15 protein-coding genes and 1 pseudogene are annotated in these 15,577 nt (G+C 68.2%); 10 read left to right on the top strand and 6 right to left on the bottom strand.

What is annotated here, in order from left to right; genetic code table 11:
- The first annotated feature begins 3 nt into the window (after positions 1–3).
- Positions 4–1,074 carry a hypothetical protein gene (locus tag HUT10_RS09390; RefSeq protein WP_176170820.1) on the top strand — a complete coding sequence of 357 codons (1,071 nt, stop codon included), beginning with the start codon at positions 4–6 and terminating at the stop codon, positions 1,072–1,074.
- A gap of 644 nt (positions 1,075–1,718) precedes the next feature.
- Here HUT10_RS09390 and HUT10_RS09385 read toward each other — a convergent pair.
- The 3 genes and pseudogenes from HUT10_RS09385 to HUT10_RS52130 all read right to left on the bottom strand — a co-directional run.
- On the bottom strand, positions 1,719–2,549 hold the full coding sequence (locus HUT10_RS09385) for a recombinase family protein (RefSeq protein ID WP_217709571.1): 831 nt from the start codon (positions 2,547–2,549) through the stop codon (positions 1,719–1,721).
- A complete protein-coding gene (locus tag HUT10_RS50790) occupies positions 2,542–3,039 on the bottom strand; it encodes a recombinase family protein (RefSeq protein ID WP_254896783.1) in 498 nt (165 codons plus the stop codon). The genes HUT10_RS09385 and HUT10_RS50790 overlap by 8 nt, the downstream gene beginning before the upstream one ends.
- Positions 3,040–3,369: 330 nt before the next feature.
- A pseudogene (locus HUT10_RS52130) lies at positions 3,370–3,534 on the bottom strand (KTSC domain-containing protein); the annotation flags it as partial.
- A gap of 269 nt (positions 3,535–3,803) precedes the next feature.
- On the opposite strand from HUT10_RS52130, the gene HUT10_RS09375 reads away from it, so the two are divergent.
- Complete coding sequence (locus HUT10_RS09375; protein ID WP_176170819.1) at positions 3,804–4,217, top strand: hypothetical protein; 414 nt, start codon at positions 3,804–3,806, stop codon at positions 4,215–4,217.
- Positions 4,218–4,221: 4 nt separating this feature from the next.
- Here the strand turns inward: HUT10_RS09375 and HUT10_RS09370 are convergent, their stop codons facing one another.
- Positions 4,222–6,225: an APC family permease gene (locus HUT10_RS09370; protein WP_176170818.1), complete on the bottom strand. Its 2,004-nt coding sequence runs from the start codon at positions 6,223–6,225 to the stop codon at positions 4,222–4,224.
- A 175-nt stretch (positions 6,226–6,400) separates the two neighbouring features.
- Between HUT10_RS09370 and HUT10_RS09365 the strand changes: the two genes are divergently transcribed.
- Positions 6,401–6,706, top strand: a complete 306-nt coding sequence (locus HUT10_RS09365; protein ID WP_176170817.1) for a winged helix-turn-helix transcriptional regulator — start codon at positions 6,401–6,403, stop codon at positions 6,704–6,706.
- On the opposite strand, the gene HUT10_RS09360 is transcribed toward HUT10_RS09365, so the two are convergent.
- Entirely contained in the window at positions 6,696–6,929 is a 234-nt protein-coding gene (locus HUT10_RS09360) for a YbaB/EbfC family nucleoid-associated protein (protein ID WP_176170816.1), read from the bottom strand. The genes HUT10_RS09365 and HUT10_RS09360 overlap by 11 nt on opposite strands.
- Positions 6,930–7,294: 365 nt before the next feature.
- Here HUT10_RS09360 and kdpF point away from each other — a divergent pair, with 365 nt between their 5' ends.
- From kdpF to HUT10_RS09325, 7 genes are read left to right on the top strand one after another with little or no spacing between them, the layout of a single operon-like run.
- The gene (gene kdpF, locus HUT10_RS09355; protein ID WP_020639212.1) at positions 7,295–7,396 is read left to right on the top strand and encodes a K(+)-transporting ATPase subunit F; all 102 of its coding nucleotides are present in this window, start codon (positions 7,295–7,297) and stop codon (positions 7,394–7,396) included.
- A complete protein-coding gene (kdpA, locus tag HUT10_RS09350; protein ID WP_176170815.1) occupies positions 7,396–9,054 on the top strand; it encodes a potassium-transporting ATPase subunit KdpA in 1,659 nt (552 codons plus the stop codon). Before kdpF ends, kdpA begins: the two co-directional genes overlap by 1 nt.
- Positions 9,051–11,141, top strand: a complete 2,091-nt coding sequence (gene kdpB / locus HUT10_RS09345) for a potassium-transporting ATPase subunit KdpB (protein ID WP_176170814.1) — start codon at positions 9,051–9,053, stop codon at positions 11,139–11,141. The genes kdpA and kdpB overlap by 4 nt, the downstream gene beginning before the upstream one ends.
- Positions 11,142–11,143: 2 nt before the next feature.
- Positions 11,144–11,755 (top strand): K(+)-transporting ATPase subunit C, encoded by a 612-nt coding sequence (kdpC, locus tag HUT10_RS09340; RefSeq protein WP_176170813.1) that lies wholly within the window; start codon positions 11,144–11,146, stop codon positions 11,753–11,755.
- Between the two features lie 3 nt (positions 11,756–11,758).
- Positions 11,759–14,269, top strand: coding sequence for a DUF4118 domain-containing protein (locus HUT10_RS09335; protein WP_176170812.1), 2,511 nt, complete (start codon positions 11,759–11,761; stop codon positions 14,267–14,269).
- Positions 14,266–14,961: a response regulator gene (locus HUT10_RS09330; protein ID WP_176170811.1), complete on the top strand. Its 696-nt coding sequence runs from the start codon at positions 14,266–14,268 to the stop codon at positions 14,959–14,961. The genes HUT10_RS09335 and HUT10_RS09330 overlap by 4 nt, the downstream gene beginning before the upstream one ends.
- Positions 14,958–15,167, top strand: a complete 210-nt coding sequence (locus HUT10_RS09325) for a hypothetical protein (protein WP_176170810.1) — start codon at positions 14,958–14,960, stop codon at positions 15,165–15,167. The genes HUT10_RS09330 and HUT10_RS09325 overlap by 4 nt, the downstream gene beginning before the upstream one ends.
- Here HUT10_RS09325 and HUT10_RS09320 read toward each other — a convergent pair whose 3' ends face one another.
- Positions 15,168–15,305 carry a hypothetical protein gene (locus HUT10_RS09320; RefSeq protein WP_176170809.1) on the bottom strand — a complete coding sequence of 46 codons (138 nt, stop codon included), beginning with the start codon at positions 15,303–15,305 and terminating at the stop codon, positions 15,168–15,170. It lies immediately after the preceding gene.
- Positions 15,306–15,577: the final 272 nt, after the last annotated feature.

Raw genomic sequence — 15,577 nt, 5'->3', positions numbered from 1 at the left:
GGCGTGCTCGACATCATGCTGTGCGGGGCTTCCGACATCGACCAGGTGCGGCGAGAGTTCGACGAGGTGGTCCAGGCGTTCGGCGGACAGTCGTGGCACTACATCTCCGGGCAGATCTCTCACGACAACTCGCTCACCTCAAGCTGGGTGAATAACTCCCGCGCCACCGTGCTCAACATGGATATCTGCGTGTTCGTTGTGGTGGAACGCGTCGGCGACATCACCTGGCAGACCGAGTTTCGCGAGGCACTGGGTGCCGGCAAGGCCATTCGCATCTTCTGCCGCGAGGACACCTACCGCGAGTACCTCACGTTGCGGCGACTCGTGTCCGACCCGAACGCCATCAGCCCCGAACGGCGAAAGCTCGTCGACACAATCAGCGAGCTCGAATTCGACCGGTACCAGACCATCGTGCCTTACCAGCCAGGGTTCTTCCGGGATGTGCTGCGGATGCAGCTGGCGATGTTGTTCTCCGACGCACTGCATGCCACGGAGAGTCGCGCCCAGCACTCGGCAGTCGAAGCGCTACTGAGCGAACCGGGCAGGTTGAGCTCCGCGGAACTGAGCTCCGTCGCCGAGATCGCCACCGACGAGTTCGCAAGCAAGACAGCACGCAAACGAGCGATCCTCGCGCTCGCCGCGCGGCAGGCCGCTGACGACGACCTCGTCCGGCAGCTCACGCAAAGTCCCGAGCAGGGCGTACAGCGCGTCAGTATCGAGAACATCGCACGGCTGTACCGGACCCGACCCGCCGAGGCCGAGATGTTCGACCACCTCGTTTCCGTCGCGAACGAGTCCGGCGATACCGGCCTCGCACGGCGGCTCATCCCGGCCATGCTCGGCATCGACTTCCCCCTTGCGGTAGGCGCTCTGGCTTCGCTCGAGCTTACAGACATCGGCGCGCGACGCCGCCTGGCACAGGAACTCGAGAACCGCGAGCAGCTGATCGAACACCGACGGGTCCGGCTGGATGTAGTGAGTCTGTTGCGCCGTTGTCTGGACGCCAGTCAGGAAGCGGACTGGAAAGCACGTTGTCGCGCGTTCGCAGACCGGCTGACCGACCAGCCGCAATAGCCGACTGCGATCATGCCGTCGGCGTGCCTGGTCGGCGTCCTCTACCAGCGACAGGATAGCCCCTGGCGGGCTCCTGCCTGCTGATACCGGGTGGTCAAGGTTCAAATGAACCTGACGATAATTGCGCTTGTCGACTGGTTTGCGCGGATGTCAGAGGATCGGTGATGGCGCCGAGCATGCCCTGCAGCAGTTGATAACGCGGGCGTACGCACACCAGGGCGGCAGGGCATGGGTTCCTCCTACCGCGCCGCGGCGGTCGTCTCGTGCCAGCCTGGCGCTAGCAGGGGGGTGCTGCGGGGTCTACGTGCTGGACCGACCGAGGCTGAATGTCGACGTCGAGCACACGCCCGGGAGTTGTGCAGTTGACCGTCATGTAGTCGTTTGCCGTCCGAGGCGAGGCCACCCGCGTCGTGGGCGTCCTTATCGAAGTCACGTCTGAGGAACACGCTGCAAGTGTGCGCGGTCCGGCGCAATGTAGGAGTATGCGCCCGCGCCCGGGATGCGTCTGCGGTCACTCTGCGCTACAGTGAGCGCATGATCTCCCCAAATACGGGAGATATCCCACGTATGGGGGTTCAAGTCCTCGGACACAGTATTACCCCACGGATCGCGAAACGTGATCTTGAAGCTGGGGCGATCGTAGCCTAGCTCGAATCAATCTTCTCCAGTCGCCATCCGGCGCCGTCGTAGACGATGGACTGTCCCGAGCCTCGTAGCGCTGTCGCGACGCGGCTGCTTCGTATCCGAACTGACTCCAGCGTGGCGTGGCCGTCACTGTCTTGAACGCCGAGTCGGACGTGGATCTCGTCGACGAGGTGATCTTCGCGGATGTAGAGCGTCTTCGGCCGCGGTTGGCCCGCGCGTTGGGTGCTGGTGTGGCCGTGGCGGCAGCGGTAGGTCGGTCGCCCGTGGTTCCAGTGGCAGTCCAGCCGTCGGTTGCAAACGCCGCAGTGGATGAGCCCGGCGAGGGCGAATTGGCGAGTCTGGCCGTCGTCGGTGGGGCGCGCCGCCCGGACTTGCTGCGCGGCGACGAAGTCTTGCTCCGTGATCAGTGCTGGGTGGGCAGCCTTCGTCGATAGTGCGGGCGTTGAGGCTGGGCCTTCGGTGCCGGTGGCGCGGCGGTTCCAGGTTTGGCGGCCGGTGTAGCGCGGGTTGGCCAGGATGACGGCGACGGTGCGTAGGGTCCAGGCACTGCGGGTTCGATGCCGGTTGCGGTCTGGATCGGCGCTGGACGGGCAGGGGATACCGCGTTCGTTGAGGTGTCGGGCGATGCTGGCGACGCTGTGCCCGGCCAGGCGTTGCCGGAACATCCAGGCGACGTGGGGTGCAGTTCCTGGATCGGGTGCGAGGCGCTGCAGGCGTCGGCCCCAGCGGGCGTCGGCGGGGTTGGGATGGGGGCCGGCGTCGACGAGACGGTAGCCGTAGGGTGGTCGTCCGCCGAGGTAGCGGCCTTGCTGGGTGGCCTGGTTATGCATTGCCGCCAGGACGCGGTGGCGGGCACGGAGGACCTCGCGTTGTGACTGGGCGGCTAGCAGCGCCATCAAAGCCCGGGTGGTCCCGGTTGCCGAGATCGACCGGGCCGCCGATCTCGGATAGCCACAGCTGGATGCCGTGCCGGGTGCACCAGGCGTAGAGGGTGGTGAACTGGGTGCCGGTGAAGGCGCGTTCGTACTCGCCGACCACGATCGCATCGATCACGGATCCTGGACCCGAGGCCGCGGCCATGAGCTGGGCGGCTTGAGCGCGTTGTCGCCACGGGATGCGGCGTGAGGTGCCGGTGTCGAAGTAGGCGGCGACGACCTGGCCGTGGCCTGCGACCAGCTCATCGGCCATGTCGCGTTGCCAGCCTTGTGATGAGACGCGGTCTTGGTGTCGGGTGGTCGAGGTGCGGCCGTAGAACGCGAACCGCAGGCCGTCGCCTTTAAGGTCTGTGGATGGTGGGCCGGTCTGGTTCTTTCTGCTCATCCACTGCGCGAGTAAGTCCGCAGTGTCGTCCGCTGGAGGAAATTGAGCCTGGTGTGGTTGATGCCGATACACGCTGGACCGATGGCGAGGTTGGCGTCTTATGACGGCGTGTTCGAGTTCGTTCGCCCGTTCGGCGCAGCGGATTGGGGGTGCACGGAGGCCGTATAACGACCTATGCGGCGAGGCTGATGCGATCAGCGCATGGGTGAGGATGCAGGAAGGGTGGAAGATTCCGTGAGTGAAGTTGCCGGCGAACCTGGAGCGCACCACCGACGCGCTCGAGGCCTGCATAGGTCCCTGTCCGGCCTTGACGGCGGTGTAAAACCCCTTTACCTGCGCGTTGAGGTACTGGCCGTGGCTCCCGGCTGCCATGAGGTTCCGCCATGTGTGCTCAGGGACTCGCAGATTGCGGTAGACACCGCCGCGCTTGAACTCGACTTTTAGCGTCTGGCTTGCGAGGTCATAGCCGACGGAGGCGATGCTCCGAGACGTCACTGGGCGCGGTTCACGGGATATCCTGGTGCTCGCTGACGGGGCATCTCATCGAATGGTCAACAGTCGACTCGACTGCGGGATCTCAGATGACCCGGGTGGAGGAAAGGGGAGCAACCGGCGCGGAAACGGCCGCCGCGGTCGCCTGGGCACCGAATCGCACAAACCCCTCTCCGAGACGGTGACAACAACACATCAAGAACAGCCGCCGCGCCGTCCGGAACGAGTAAACCGCATCGTCACCGCGCCCGTGACCGGCTGGACTTGCCGTCATGCGCACAGCCCCGCCAGTTTCATCGGGTTTCGGGATCGCGCTCGGATTGGCACTTGGCTTGACCGCCACGGTGTTGTCGGGTGCCGCCGGTGCCAGGAGCGTTCCGATCATCTCGCTTGTCGCGATGGTGGCGGTGGTCGACGCGATCGCCATGGTCACGACCGCTCGAGCCACCTTGGCGACCGCGGCCGTCTGCTGGGCGCTCGACGTCGGTTTCGTCCTCGACGGGAACGGCGAGCCGGCCTTCACGCCCCAAGCCGGTCATGCCGCGCTGGTGCTGGGCCTGTGCGCCCTCTCCGCACTGGGGTTCGCATCCACTCTGCGCGCGGCGCACGAACGCGACCACGATCCCGGCCAGGTGAGCATCCCGCCTCCGCGACAGGGTGACTCGATACCGCACCCAAGCGGATGAACGGTCAGGATCGGCGCTGGGTGGTGACGCCGCGGCGGATGTCGCCGGGGAGGGGGCGGACGCGCTGGAGGTCGCGGCGGTTGGTGGAGCTGAGCTGCCACGGCACACTCGTCACCATCACCCCCGGCTCGAACAGGAGACGTCCCTTGAGCCGCAGGGAGCTCTGGTTGTGGAGGACGTTCTCCCACCAGCGGCCGACGACGTATTCGGGGATGTAGATGCAGACCACGTCGCGGGGGCTGTCGCGGCGGAGGTTCTTGATGTACTGGACGACGGGGCGGGTGATTTCGCGGTAGGGGGATTCGATCACCTTGAGCGGGATCTTCATCGAGCGCTGTTCCCACTGTCGTTGCAGTTCGCGGGTGTCGGCATCGTCGACGTTGACGGTGATGGCGCTGAGCGTGTCGGGGCGGGTGGCGCGGGCGAACGCGATCGCGCGCTGGCTGGGCTTGTGCAATGTGGACACGAGCACGATCGCGTGGACGCGGCTGGGGAGCAGTTCGAACTCGTCGTCGGGCTGGAGTTCTTCGCGGACGTGGGTGTAGTGGCGGTGGATGCCCCGCATGAGGACGTAGAGCACCGGGATGGCGATGACGACGAGGTAGGCGCCATGGGTGAATTTGGTGATCATCACGACCACCAGGACCACGGCGGTGAGCACCGCACCGACGGCGTTGATCAGCCGGGAACGGTGGATCGACCGGCGTTCGCGGGCGTCGGTGCTGTCGGCCAGGGCGCGGTTCCAGTGCCGGACCATACCTGCCTGGCAGAGCGTGAAGGAGGTGAAGACGCCGAGGATGTAGAGCTGGATCAGGCGGGTGGTCGAGCCGTCGAAGGCGAAGATCAGGATCCCGGCGACGACCGCGAGCGCGACGATCCCGTTGGAGAAGGCGAGCCGGTCGCCGCGGGTGTGCAGCTGGCGGGGCAGGTAGCGGTCCTGGGCGAGGATCGAGGCCAGCAGCGGGAACCCGTTGAACGCGGTGTTCGCCGCGAGGATCAGGATCAGCGCGGTGGCGGCCTGGAGGAAGTAGAACAGCACCGAGTGGTCGCCGCCGAACACGGCGGCGGCGATCTGGCTGATCACCGTGCGCTGCGGGTCGGTGGTGCAGTCGCCGCGGAACCCGGTGAGGTCGCAGGTGTTCTCGGCGATCCGCACTTGGCTGATCATGGCGAGTGCGGTGATGCCGCCGAACATGGTGACGGCGATGACGCCCATCGCCGTCATGGTGCGCGCGGCGTTGGCGCTCTTGGGTTTGCGGAACGCGGGCACGCCGTTGGAGATCGCTTCGACACCGGTGAGCGCGGTGCAGCCGGAGGAGAACGACCGCAGCAGCAGGAACACCAGTGCCAGGCCGGTCAGGCCGACCTGTTCGGGGCGGACTTCGTAGCCGGCGCTCTCGGCGACCGGCGCGTGGCCGGCGACGGCCTGGCCGAGGCCGAGCGCGATCATCAGCACGACCCCGCCGATGAACAGGTAGGTCGGGATGGCGAACGCGCGGCCGGACTCCCGGATGCCGCGCAGGTTCATCGCCATCAGCACCACGATGAAGCCCAGGTTCAGGGCGATGCGGTAGTCGTTGAGCTCGGGTACCGCGGAGATGATGTTGTCCACACCGGACGCCACCGATACCGCGACCGTCATGATGTAGTCGACCATCAGGGCGCCGGCGACGACGAGTCCCGCGGAGCTCCCGAGGTTGCGTGAAGCGACTTCGTAGGAGCCACCGCCACTGGGGTAGGCCTTCACGACCTGGCGGTAGGAGATGACGACGACGGTCAGCAGCACAGCGACCGCGAGGCCGATCCACGGTGCGAGCGTGAGGTACGCCAGGCCGCCGATGCTCAGGATGAGCAGGATCTCCTGGGTCGCGTAGGCGACCGACGACAGCGGGTCACTGGCGAAGATCGGCAGCGCGAGCCACTTGGGCAGCAAGGTCTCGCCGAGGGTGTCGCTCCGGAACGGCCGTCCGAGTACCAGCCGTTTGAGCCATGACGTTGGTGCTGGCACACACCGCAGCGTGCCTGCTGCCGCGGCGGACCGGCGTAGAGAAAACGTCAAGATAACGGCATCGGCGTAGGGAAATCGTAAGTGTCGGCCGGGTGATCGTCAGGTTCTCGTCAACGGCGCTGGTCGGCCGCGGTCACCTGCCTACGGTTCCGGCACATCGTCTCCGGGAGCTGCCATGGCCGACGCCGGTCTCACGCGCGTGATCCGCTGCCGCGGTGCGGTGGAGCTGCTCGACGAACTCGCCTCCGGCGCCCGTACCGTCGCCGCGCTGCGCCGGGCGGTTCCGCGGCGAGTGCTCGCCCCCGCGTTGCGGGCGTTGGCGGCGGAAGGTGCGATCCGACGCTCAGCGGTGGGCACCTGGGACGGCCGGCCGGGCGATGAGGTGATGTTCTCCCTCACCGCCGTCGGCCACCGGTTTGTTGCCGGATTGTCTGATATGGACGTCTGGGTCGAGGTGTACGAGCGCTACCTCAACGAGTAGCCGGGCCCAGGTCGAACAAGGCCTGGGCGTCGTGGATGCACTCGAGGATGTCGCGCGCCAGCTGGGCCGCCGGGCGGGTGGACACGGTATCGGCCAGCTGCAGGTCGCGCACCTGGCCGTCGAGGGTCACGACGACCGAGATGGCGCCGTCGTGACTGCTGTGGCTCACCTGGACGCTGCTCTGGCGGGGAAGGGACGTGCGGAGCTCGGGGTCGGCTGCCAAGGGGAACTCCCGGGATGAGATCCGGATCGGGCTGAAGACGTGATCGTTCAAGGGTGGCCCCGAATTCCCGGCGATGCGAGCCGTTCACCCCGTCGACGCCGAGTTGTGACCAAGTCCGGAATGGACATCCGGCGCTCCGTCAAGAACGCGTCAACGCGCCGTGGCGAGGCATCAAGACTCTGTCAGGTGACATCCGAACGGGAGATCCGGGAGGCAGGCTTCCGCAAGCCCGGTCACCATTCTGGTCGACCTCGGTTTTGTCGTGCGTGAGAAAGGAGCAGTGCGATGGCCGATCTGGCCTATGTGCTGCTGGCGATCGTGGTGTTCGCCGTGCTGGCCTTGACCCTGCGTGGATTGGAGCGGTTGTGAGCGGCACCGGCGTGGTCGCCAACGTCGTCGGCGGCGTACTGGCGTTGGCCCTGATCGTCTACCTGTTCATCGCGCTGATCAAACCGGAGAAGTTCTGATGTCCTCGACGTGGGCGGGCCTGGGACAGGTCGGCCTCCTCCTGCTCGCCCTGGCGCTGGTGTACCGGCCGCTGGGCGACTACATGCACCGCGTGTTCACGAGCACGAAACATTGGCGGCTGGAGAAGGCCGTTTACAAGATCGTGCGCGCGGACCCGGAGTCCGAGCAGCACTGGAAGACCTACGCCTCGGGCGTGCTGGGCTTCTCGTTCGTCTCGGTCCTGTTCCTCTATCTGCTGCAGCGCATCCAGCCGCTGCTGCCGTTGAACTTCGGCCGGACCGTCGACCCCGGGGTCGCGTTCAACACCGCGATCAGCTTCGTGACCAACACGAACTGGCAGTCTTATATCCCCGAGGGCGTCATGGGGCACGTGGTCCAGATGGCCGGGCTGACCGTGCAGAACTTCGTCTCCGCCGGCGTCGGCCTGGCGGTGGCGATCGCGCTGAACCGCGCGTTCGTGCGCTCCCAGAGCGACCGGCTCGGCAACTTCTGGGTCGACCTGACCCGCGGCACGATCCGGATCCTGCTGCCGCTGTCGTTCGTCTTCGCGATCGTCCTGGTGGCGCTCGGGGTGGTGCAGAGCCTCAAGTCCGGCGTCGCGGTACTCAACCCGGACGGCTCGGCCAGCACCATCGCACTGGCCCCGGCGGCGAGCCAGGAGGCCATCAAGGAGATCGGCACCAACGGCGGCGGCATCTTCAACGCCAATTCCGCACACCCGTTCGAGAACCCGAACTCCTGGTCCAACCTGATCGAGATCTTCCTGCTGCTGGTGATCCCGGTGGCGCTGACCCGCACGTTCGGCAAGCTGGTCGGCAACACCAAGCAGGGCTATGTCCTCCTCAGCGTCATGGGCGCGTTGTGGGCGGGCATGCTCGCGGTGATCTGGTGGGGCGAGACCCACGCCAACGGCGCGGCTGCCCGGTTGGCCGGCGCGGCCCTGGAGGGCAAGGAAACTCGCTTCGGAATCGCGGGGTCGGCGTTGTTCGCCGACTCGACCACCGGGACGTCGACCGGTGCGGTGAACTCGATGCACGACAGTTTCACCGGGCTCGGCGGGTTCGGGACGCTGCTGAACATGATGTTCGGCGAGCTGTCACCCGGCGGTGTCGGCACCGGCCTCTACAGCATTCTGGTGATGGCGATCATCGCGATGTTCCTGGCCGGGCTGATGGTCGGGCGCACGCCGGAGTACCTGGGCAAGAAGCTCGGCAAGCGCGAGGTCACCTGCTCGGCGATCGCGATCCTCGCGATGCCGACGGTCCTGCTCATCGGCGCCGGGGCGGCCCTGCTGATCCCGGGCAATACCGACGCGTTCAACAACCCGGGCGCGCATGGCTTCTCCGAGCTGCTCTACGCCTACACCTCGGCCAGCAACAACAACGGCAGCGCGTTCGCCGGCATCACCGTGACCAACGACTGGTACCAGTCGACCCTCGGTGTCTGCATGGCGCTGGGCCGGTTCATCCCCATCCTCGCCGTCCTCTGCCTGGCCGGTTCCCTGGCCGCCCAGCGGAAGGTGCCGGAGACCGCCGGCACGCTGCCGACCACCAGCCCGCTGTTCGCGACCATGCTCGCCGGCACCGTCGTGCTGGTCGCGGCCCTGACCTTCATCCCCGCCCTGGCCCTCGGGCCGATTGCCGAGGCTCTCGCATGACCATGACCACCGACCGCACCCCCGAGGAAGCCACCCAGCACCACGTCGAGAACGCCGGCCGGGTCGGTGCGGGTGTGTTCAACCCTCGCCAGCTCTGGACGTCCCTGCCGGACGCCTTCCGCAAGCTCAGCCCGCGCCACCAGCTGCGCAACCCCGTCATGTTCGTGGTCTGGGTCGGGTCGGTGCTGGTGACCGTCTTCGCGATCACCGACCCGGGCGTGTTCAACATCGGCGTCGCGCTGTGGCTGTGGTTCACCGTCCTGTTCGCCAACCTCGCCGAAGCGGTCGCCGAAGGCCGCGGCAAGGCCCAGGCCGAGTCCCTGCGCAAGACCAAGAAGGAGACCGTCGCCCGCCGCCTGACCGAGGACGGTTCCGAGGAGCGCGTACCGGGCGTCGACCTGCGGATCGGCGACCTGGTCGTCGTCGAGGCCGGCGAGGTCATCCCGGGGGACGGAGACGTCGTCGAGGGCATCGCGACCGTGGACGAGTCGGCCATCACCGGCGAGTCCGCGCCGGTGATCCGGGAGTCCGGCGGCGACCGCTCCGCGGTCACCGGCGGCACGACCGTGCTGAGCGACCGGGTCGTCGTGAAGATCACGACCAAGCCGGGTGAGTCCTTCGTGGACCGGATGATCGCGCTGGTGGAAGGCGCTTCCCGGCAGAAGACGCCGAACGAGATCGCGCTGACCATCCTGCTGGCCGTGCTGACGATCATCTTCGTCCTCGCGGTCGTGGCGCTGCAGCCGATGGCCCGCTACTCCGGCGGCCTGGTGTCGGTGATCGTGCTGACCGCACTGCTGGTTTGCCTGATCCCGACGACGATCGGCGCGCTGCTGAGCGCGATCGGCATCGCCGGCATGGACCGCCTTGTCCAGCGCAACGTGCTGGCGACCAGCGGCCGCGCGGTCGAAGCCGCGGGCGACGTCTCGACGCTGCTGCTGGACAAGACCGGCACGATCACCTTCGGCAACCGCCAGGCGACCGAGCTGCTGCCCGCCGGATCGTCCACCGTGGAGGACCTGGCGATCGCGGCCCGGCTCTCGAGCTTGGCCGACGGCACGCCCGAAGGCCGCAGCATCGTCGACCTGTGCGCTCGCGAGCACGACCTCGCGGCCGAGCCGAACGAAGCGGAGAAGTCCGGCGAGTTCGTGCCGTTCACCGCGCAGACCCGGATGTCCGGCATCGACCTGAACGGCCGGATCGTCCGCAAGGGCGCCGCCAGCGCCGTGCGGGCGTGGGTCGCCGAGCACGGTGGCACCGTGCCGGACGAGGTGCACACCATCGTCGACACGATCAGCGCCGAAGGCGGCACCCCGCTCGTCGTCGCCGAACAAGTCGAAGGTGTCGCCGCCGTGCGGGGGGTGATCCGGTTGTCCGACGTCGTCAAGCCGGGCATGAAGGAGCGGTTCGCCGAGCTGCGCACGATGGGCATCAAGACCGTCATGATCACCGGCGACAACCCGCTGACCGCGCGGGCGATCGCTGCGGAGGCCGGCGTCGACGACTTCCTGGCCGAGGCCAAACCCGAAGACAAGATGGCACTGATCAAGAAGGAGCAGGAGGGTGGCCGGCTGGTCGCGATGACCGGCGACGGCACCAACGACGCTCCCGCGCTGGCGCAGGCGGACGTCGGGGTGGCGATGAACACCGGGACCATGGCGGCCAAGGAGGCCGGCAACATGGTCGACCTCGACTCCAACCCGACCAAGCTGATCGAGATCGTGGAGATCGGCAAGCAGCTGCTCATCACGCGTGGTGCGCTGACGACGTTCTCCATCGCCAACGACCTGGCGAAGTACTTCGCGATCCTGCCCGCGATGTTCGCGGCGATCTACCCGCAGCTCGACACGCTCAACATCATGCGGTTGCACTCGCCGAACTCGGCGATCCTGTCCGCGGTCATCTTCAACGCGCTGATCATCGTGGCGCTGATCCCGCTCGCCCTGCGCGGCGTGCGGTACAAGCCCTCCACCGCGAAGGCGCTGCTGCGGCGCAACCTGCTGATCTACGGCCTCGGCGGCATCGTGACGCCGTTCGCCGGGATCTGGCTGATCGACCTGCTCGTCCGACTGATTCCGGGAATGTGATCATGAAGGTGCTGTACAAGCAGACCGTCGCCGGCCTGAAGATGCTGCTGGTGCTCACCGTGCTGCTGGGCGTCGTCTACCCCCTGGCCGTCTGGGCGGTGGCCCGGATCCCCGGCCTCTCGGACCAGGCCGAAGGCTCGATCGTCACGCAGAACGGGCAAGCCGTCGGGTCGTCGCTGATCGGCGTCGACCCGGTGGCGAAGGACCCGGCACACGACCCGTACTTCCACAACCGGCCCTCGGCGGGGTCGAAGGACCCGCTCGGCCCGGGTGACCCGTCCACCTCGGGTGCGTCGAACAAGGGCACCGGCAACGACGACCTGCTCGCGCTGGTCAAACAACGGCAGGAGCTGATCGCCAAGCGCGAAGGCGTCGACGTCGCGAAGATCCCGGCCGACGCCGTCACCGCGTCGGCCTCGGGCCTCGACCCGCAGATCAGCCCGGCCTACGCCGAGCTGCAGGTGCCGCGGGTCGCGCGGGAGAACGGCCTGAGCGAGGACGAGGTCCGCAAGCTCGTCGCCGAGAACACGACCGGGCGCGGGCTCGGCGTGCTCGGCGACCCGGCGGTCACCGTGCTGCAGCTCAACCTCGCCGTCGCGGCGGCCAGGCACTGACCGGTGACGACAGCGGACGCGGGCAAGCGCCGCCGCGGTGAGCTGCGGATCTACCTGGGGGCCGCCCCGGGCGTGGGGAAGACCTTCGCCATGCTCGGGGAGGCCCGCCGCCGGCTCGATCGCGGCACCGACGTCGTCGTCGGCCTGGTGGAGACGCACGGCCGGCGCAAGACCGCTGAGCTCCTGGACGGGCTCGAAGCCGTCCCGCGGCACAAGCTCGAGTACCGCGGGCACGCCTTCGAGGAGATGGACGTCGACGCGATCCTCGCCCGCGCTCCGGAGGTCGCGGTGGTGGACGAGCTGGCGCACACGAACGTGGCCGGCTCGCGCAACGAGAAGCGCTGGCAGGACATCGAGGAACTCCTGGACGCCGGGATCGACGTCCTCTCGACGGTGAACGTGCAGCACCTGGAGAGCCTCAACGACGTCGTCGAGCGGATCACCGGCATCGCCCAGCAGGAGACCGTCCCGGACGAGGTCGTCCGCCGCGCCGAGCAGCTCGAACTGGTCGACATCACACCGGAAGCGCTCCGGCGGCGGCTCGCGCACGGCAACGTCTACCCGGCCAACCGGATCGACGCGGCGCTGGGCAACTACTTCCGGCCCGGCAACCTCACCGCGCTGCGGGAGCTCGCCCTGCTGTGGGTGGCCGACCAGGTCGACGTCGCCCTGCAGCGCTACCGCAGCGAACGCGACATCACCGACACCTGGGAGGCCCGGGAGCGCGTGGTCGTCGCGATCAGCGGCGGCCGCGAGAGCGAGACGCTGATCCGCCGGGCCCGACGCATCGCGAAACGGGCTGGCGCCGAACTGCTCGTTCTGCAGATCCTGCGCGGCGACGGCTTGGCCGGCGTCTCCCCGCAGGCGCTCGCCGAGTACCGCAAGCTCGCCGAGGACGTCGGCGCCACCTTCCACACCGTCGTCGGTGACGACGTGCCGACCGCGCTGCTCGATTTCGCCCGCGGGGTGAACGCGACGCAGGTCGTGGTGGGCACGTCCCGGCGCTCCCGGGTGGCGCGGCTGTTCGACGAGGGCATCGGCGCCACGGTGGTTCAGGAGTCCGGGCCGATCGACGTGCACATGGTCACCCACGACGAATCCGGCGGGCGGCTGCGCGCGAAGCTCTTTCCGCACAGCTCCCTGGCCCGGCGGCGACAGCTCCTCGGCTGGGCGCTCGCGCTGCTCCTGCCTGCGGTGGCGACGCTGATCGGCGTGGTGCTGCGGCAGACGCTCATCCTGTCCACGAACGTGATCGACTACTTTCTCGCGACGATCATCGTGGCCCTCGTCGGCGGGCTCGGGCCCGCGCTGTTCGCGTCGATCGCGAGCGCGTTGCTGCTGAACTTCTTCTTCACCCCGCCGCTGTACACGCTGACCGTGGACGCCCAGCAGAACGTCATCACGCTGGTGGCGATGGTCGTGGTCGCGGTGGCGTTCGCGCTCGTCGTCGACCGGGCCTCCCGCCGGGCCGACGCCGCCGCGCGGGCGCGGACCGAGGCCGCGCTGCTGGCCTCCTACGCCCGGACCGTGCTGGGTGACGGCGATCCGTTGCAGCGGCTGTTGGAGAAGGTGCGGGAGAACTTCGGGCTCGAATCCGTTTCATTGCTGGAGAAGCAGGACGACGAGTGGGTCCGTGCGGCCTGTACGGGGGAGCGGCCGTGTGACGACCCGGACGAAGCCGACGTCGACGTTCCGGTTACCGACGACGTCCACCTGGCCCTGCGCGGCCGGACGCTGCCGGCGCATGACCAGCGCGTCTTGGAGGCCGCGGCGGGCCAGGCGCTTCTGGCGTTGCGGCAGCAGCGGATGGCGGCGCAGACGCAGGAGGCTCAGCGCCGGGCGGAGACCACGGAGCTGCGAACGGCGCTGCTCTCGGCCATCGGCCACGACCTGCGTACCCCGCTGACGTCGATCAAGGCCGTCTTCGGTGGGTTGCGCGCCCACGACGTCAGCTTGTCCGAGGAGGACGCCGAAGAGCTCCTGGCCGCCGGTGAGGAGTCCACCGACCGGCTCTCCGGCTTGATCGACAACCTCCTGGATTCGTCGCGGCTGGCCACGGGGGCGGTTCAGCCGATGCTGCGCCCGGTGGGCTACGACGAGGTCGTCGTGACGGCGCTGGCCGCGGTGGACGGCGGCGCCAAGGTCGAGGTCGACATCGATGACCGGCTGCCCGCGGTCACCGCCGACCCCGGCCTGCTGGAACGGGCGATCGCCAACGTGATCGACAACGCGCTCCGCCACGGCGGCGGCGAGGTCGCCGTGCGCGCGAGCGCGTACGGGGGCCGCGTCGAGCTGCGGATCGTCGACCACGGCCCCGGCCTGCCGAAAGGCACCGCCGACTCGGCGTTCGCGCCGTTCCAGCGGCTCGGCGACCGCAACACCACCCCCGGTGTCGGGCTGGGCCTGTCGGTCGCGAAGGGGTTCGTGGAGGCGATGGACGGGGACATCCGGGCCGAGGACACCCCGGGTGGCGGCCTGACGATCGTCGTGTCCCTGCCGGCGGTGACGCGATGACGTCCGTGCTCGTGGTCGACGACGAAACCGCACTCGTGCGGGCGCTGCGGATCAACCTCACCGCGCGCGGCTACTCCGTCGTCACCGCCACCGACGGCGCCTCCGCGCTGCTGGCCGCGGCGACCGAGCGTCCGGACCTGGTCCTGCTCGACCTCGGGCTGCCCGACATCGACGGCATCGAGGTGATCCGCGAGCTGCGGACCTGGAGCGCGATGCCGATCATCGTGCTCTCGGCCCGGGACCGGTCCGCGGACAAGATCCGGGCCCTCGACACCGGTGCCGACACCTACGTGACCAAGCCGTTCGGGATGGACGAGCTGTTCGCGTGCCTGCGCGTCGCGGAACGCCGGTTGGCCCTCGGCGCGCCGCCCGAACCGGCTCCGGTCGTCGTGACCGCCGCCTTCACGGTGGACCTCGGCGCCAAGACGGTCCGCCGGGGCGAGGTCGCCGTGCACCTGACCCGCACGGAATGGGCCATCCTCGAGCAGCTCGTCCGCAACCCCGACTCCCTCATCAGCAGCACACACCTGCTGACGGCGGTCTGGGGGCCGGAGTACGTGGACCGTGGTCACTACTTGCGTGTCTACATGGCACAGCTGCGGCGTAAGCTCGAACCCGAGCCGTCCCGTCCGCGGTACCTGATCACCGAGACCGGCATCGGGTACCGCTTCGCTCTGGAGGAGTCGCCGTGACCGATCCTGATGAGGCCATCGAGCTGGCGGCCGAGCGTGGCGACACCGCCGAACTGCGCCGCTGGGCTGCCGCCGGACACTCCGATGCCGTCGACCTGCTCATCGAGCTCGCGACCGAACGAGAAGACCTCGACGAACTCCGGCGGATCGCCGGCGAGGGCAGCAAGACCGCGGCCGAGGTGCTTGCCGAGCTCGAAGGCGAATAGCTAGTTCCGCTCCTCGCGGCCCACGCGCACGTCGTCGCGGCGCGGGTGCTTTTCGCACCAGCGTTCAGCCGTGCGCAGCACGAGGGCCAGTACGGCGAAGCCGCCGATCAACATCAGCGTGTAGGCGAGGTCGCTCATCGGGGTCCTTCGGCTCGGGGAGCTGTGTCACCGAACGATCCCGCGGCATGGGTGCGAGCGCGCAAGCCTTCGGTGATTCCTTCACGCGTCCTGGGTGAACGTTGACACCGTCTTGATCCGCGTCGAGTTTCCGCGAAACCGGTGGACTTCGCATGTCGTCTTTGGACAGAGCGGACTCATGCACAAGATGGTCCGGTTGGCCCAGTCCGTGGCGCCCCGCAGCCAGGCGGCCTGATGGCTTCAGGCCCGTTGATGATTTCTTGACGGATACC

Source organism: Amycolatopsis sp. Hca4 (assembly GCF_013364075.1).
Taxonomy (GTDB): domain Bacteria; phylum Actinomycetota; class Actinomycetes; order Mycobacteriales; family Pseudonocardiaceae; genus Amycolatopsis.
The sequence above is the reverse complement of the archived record's forward strand: the minus strand, read 5'-3'. Positions and strand labels throughout refer to the sequence as shown.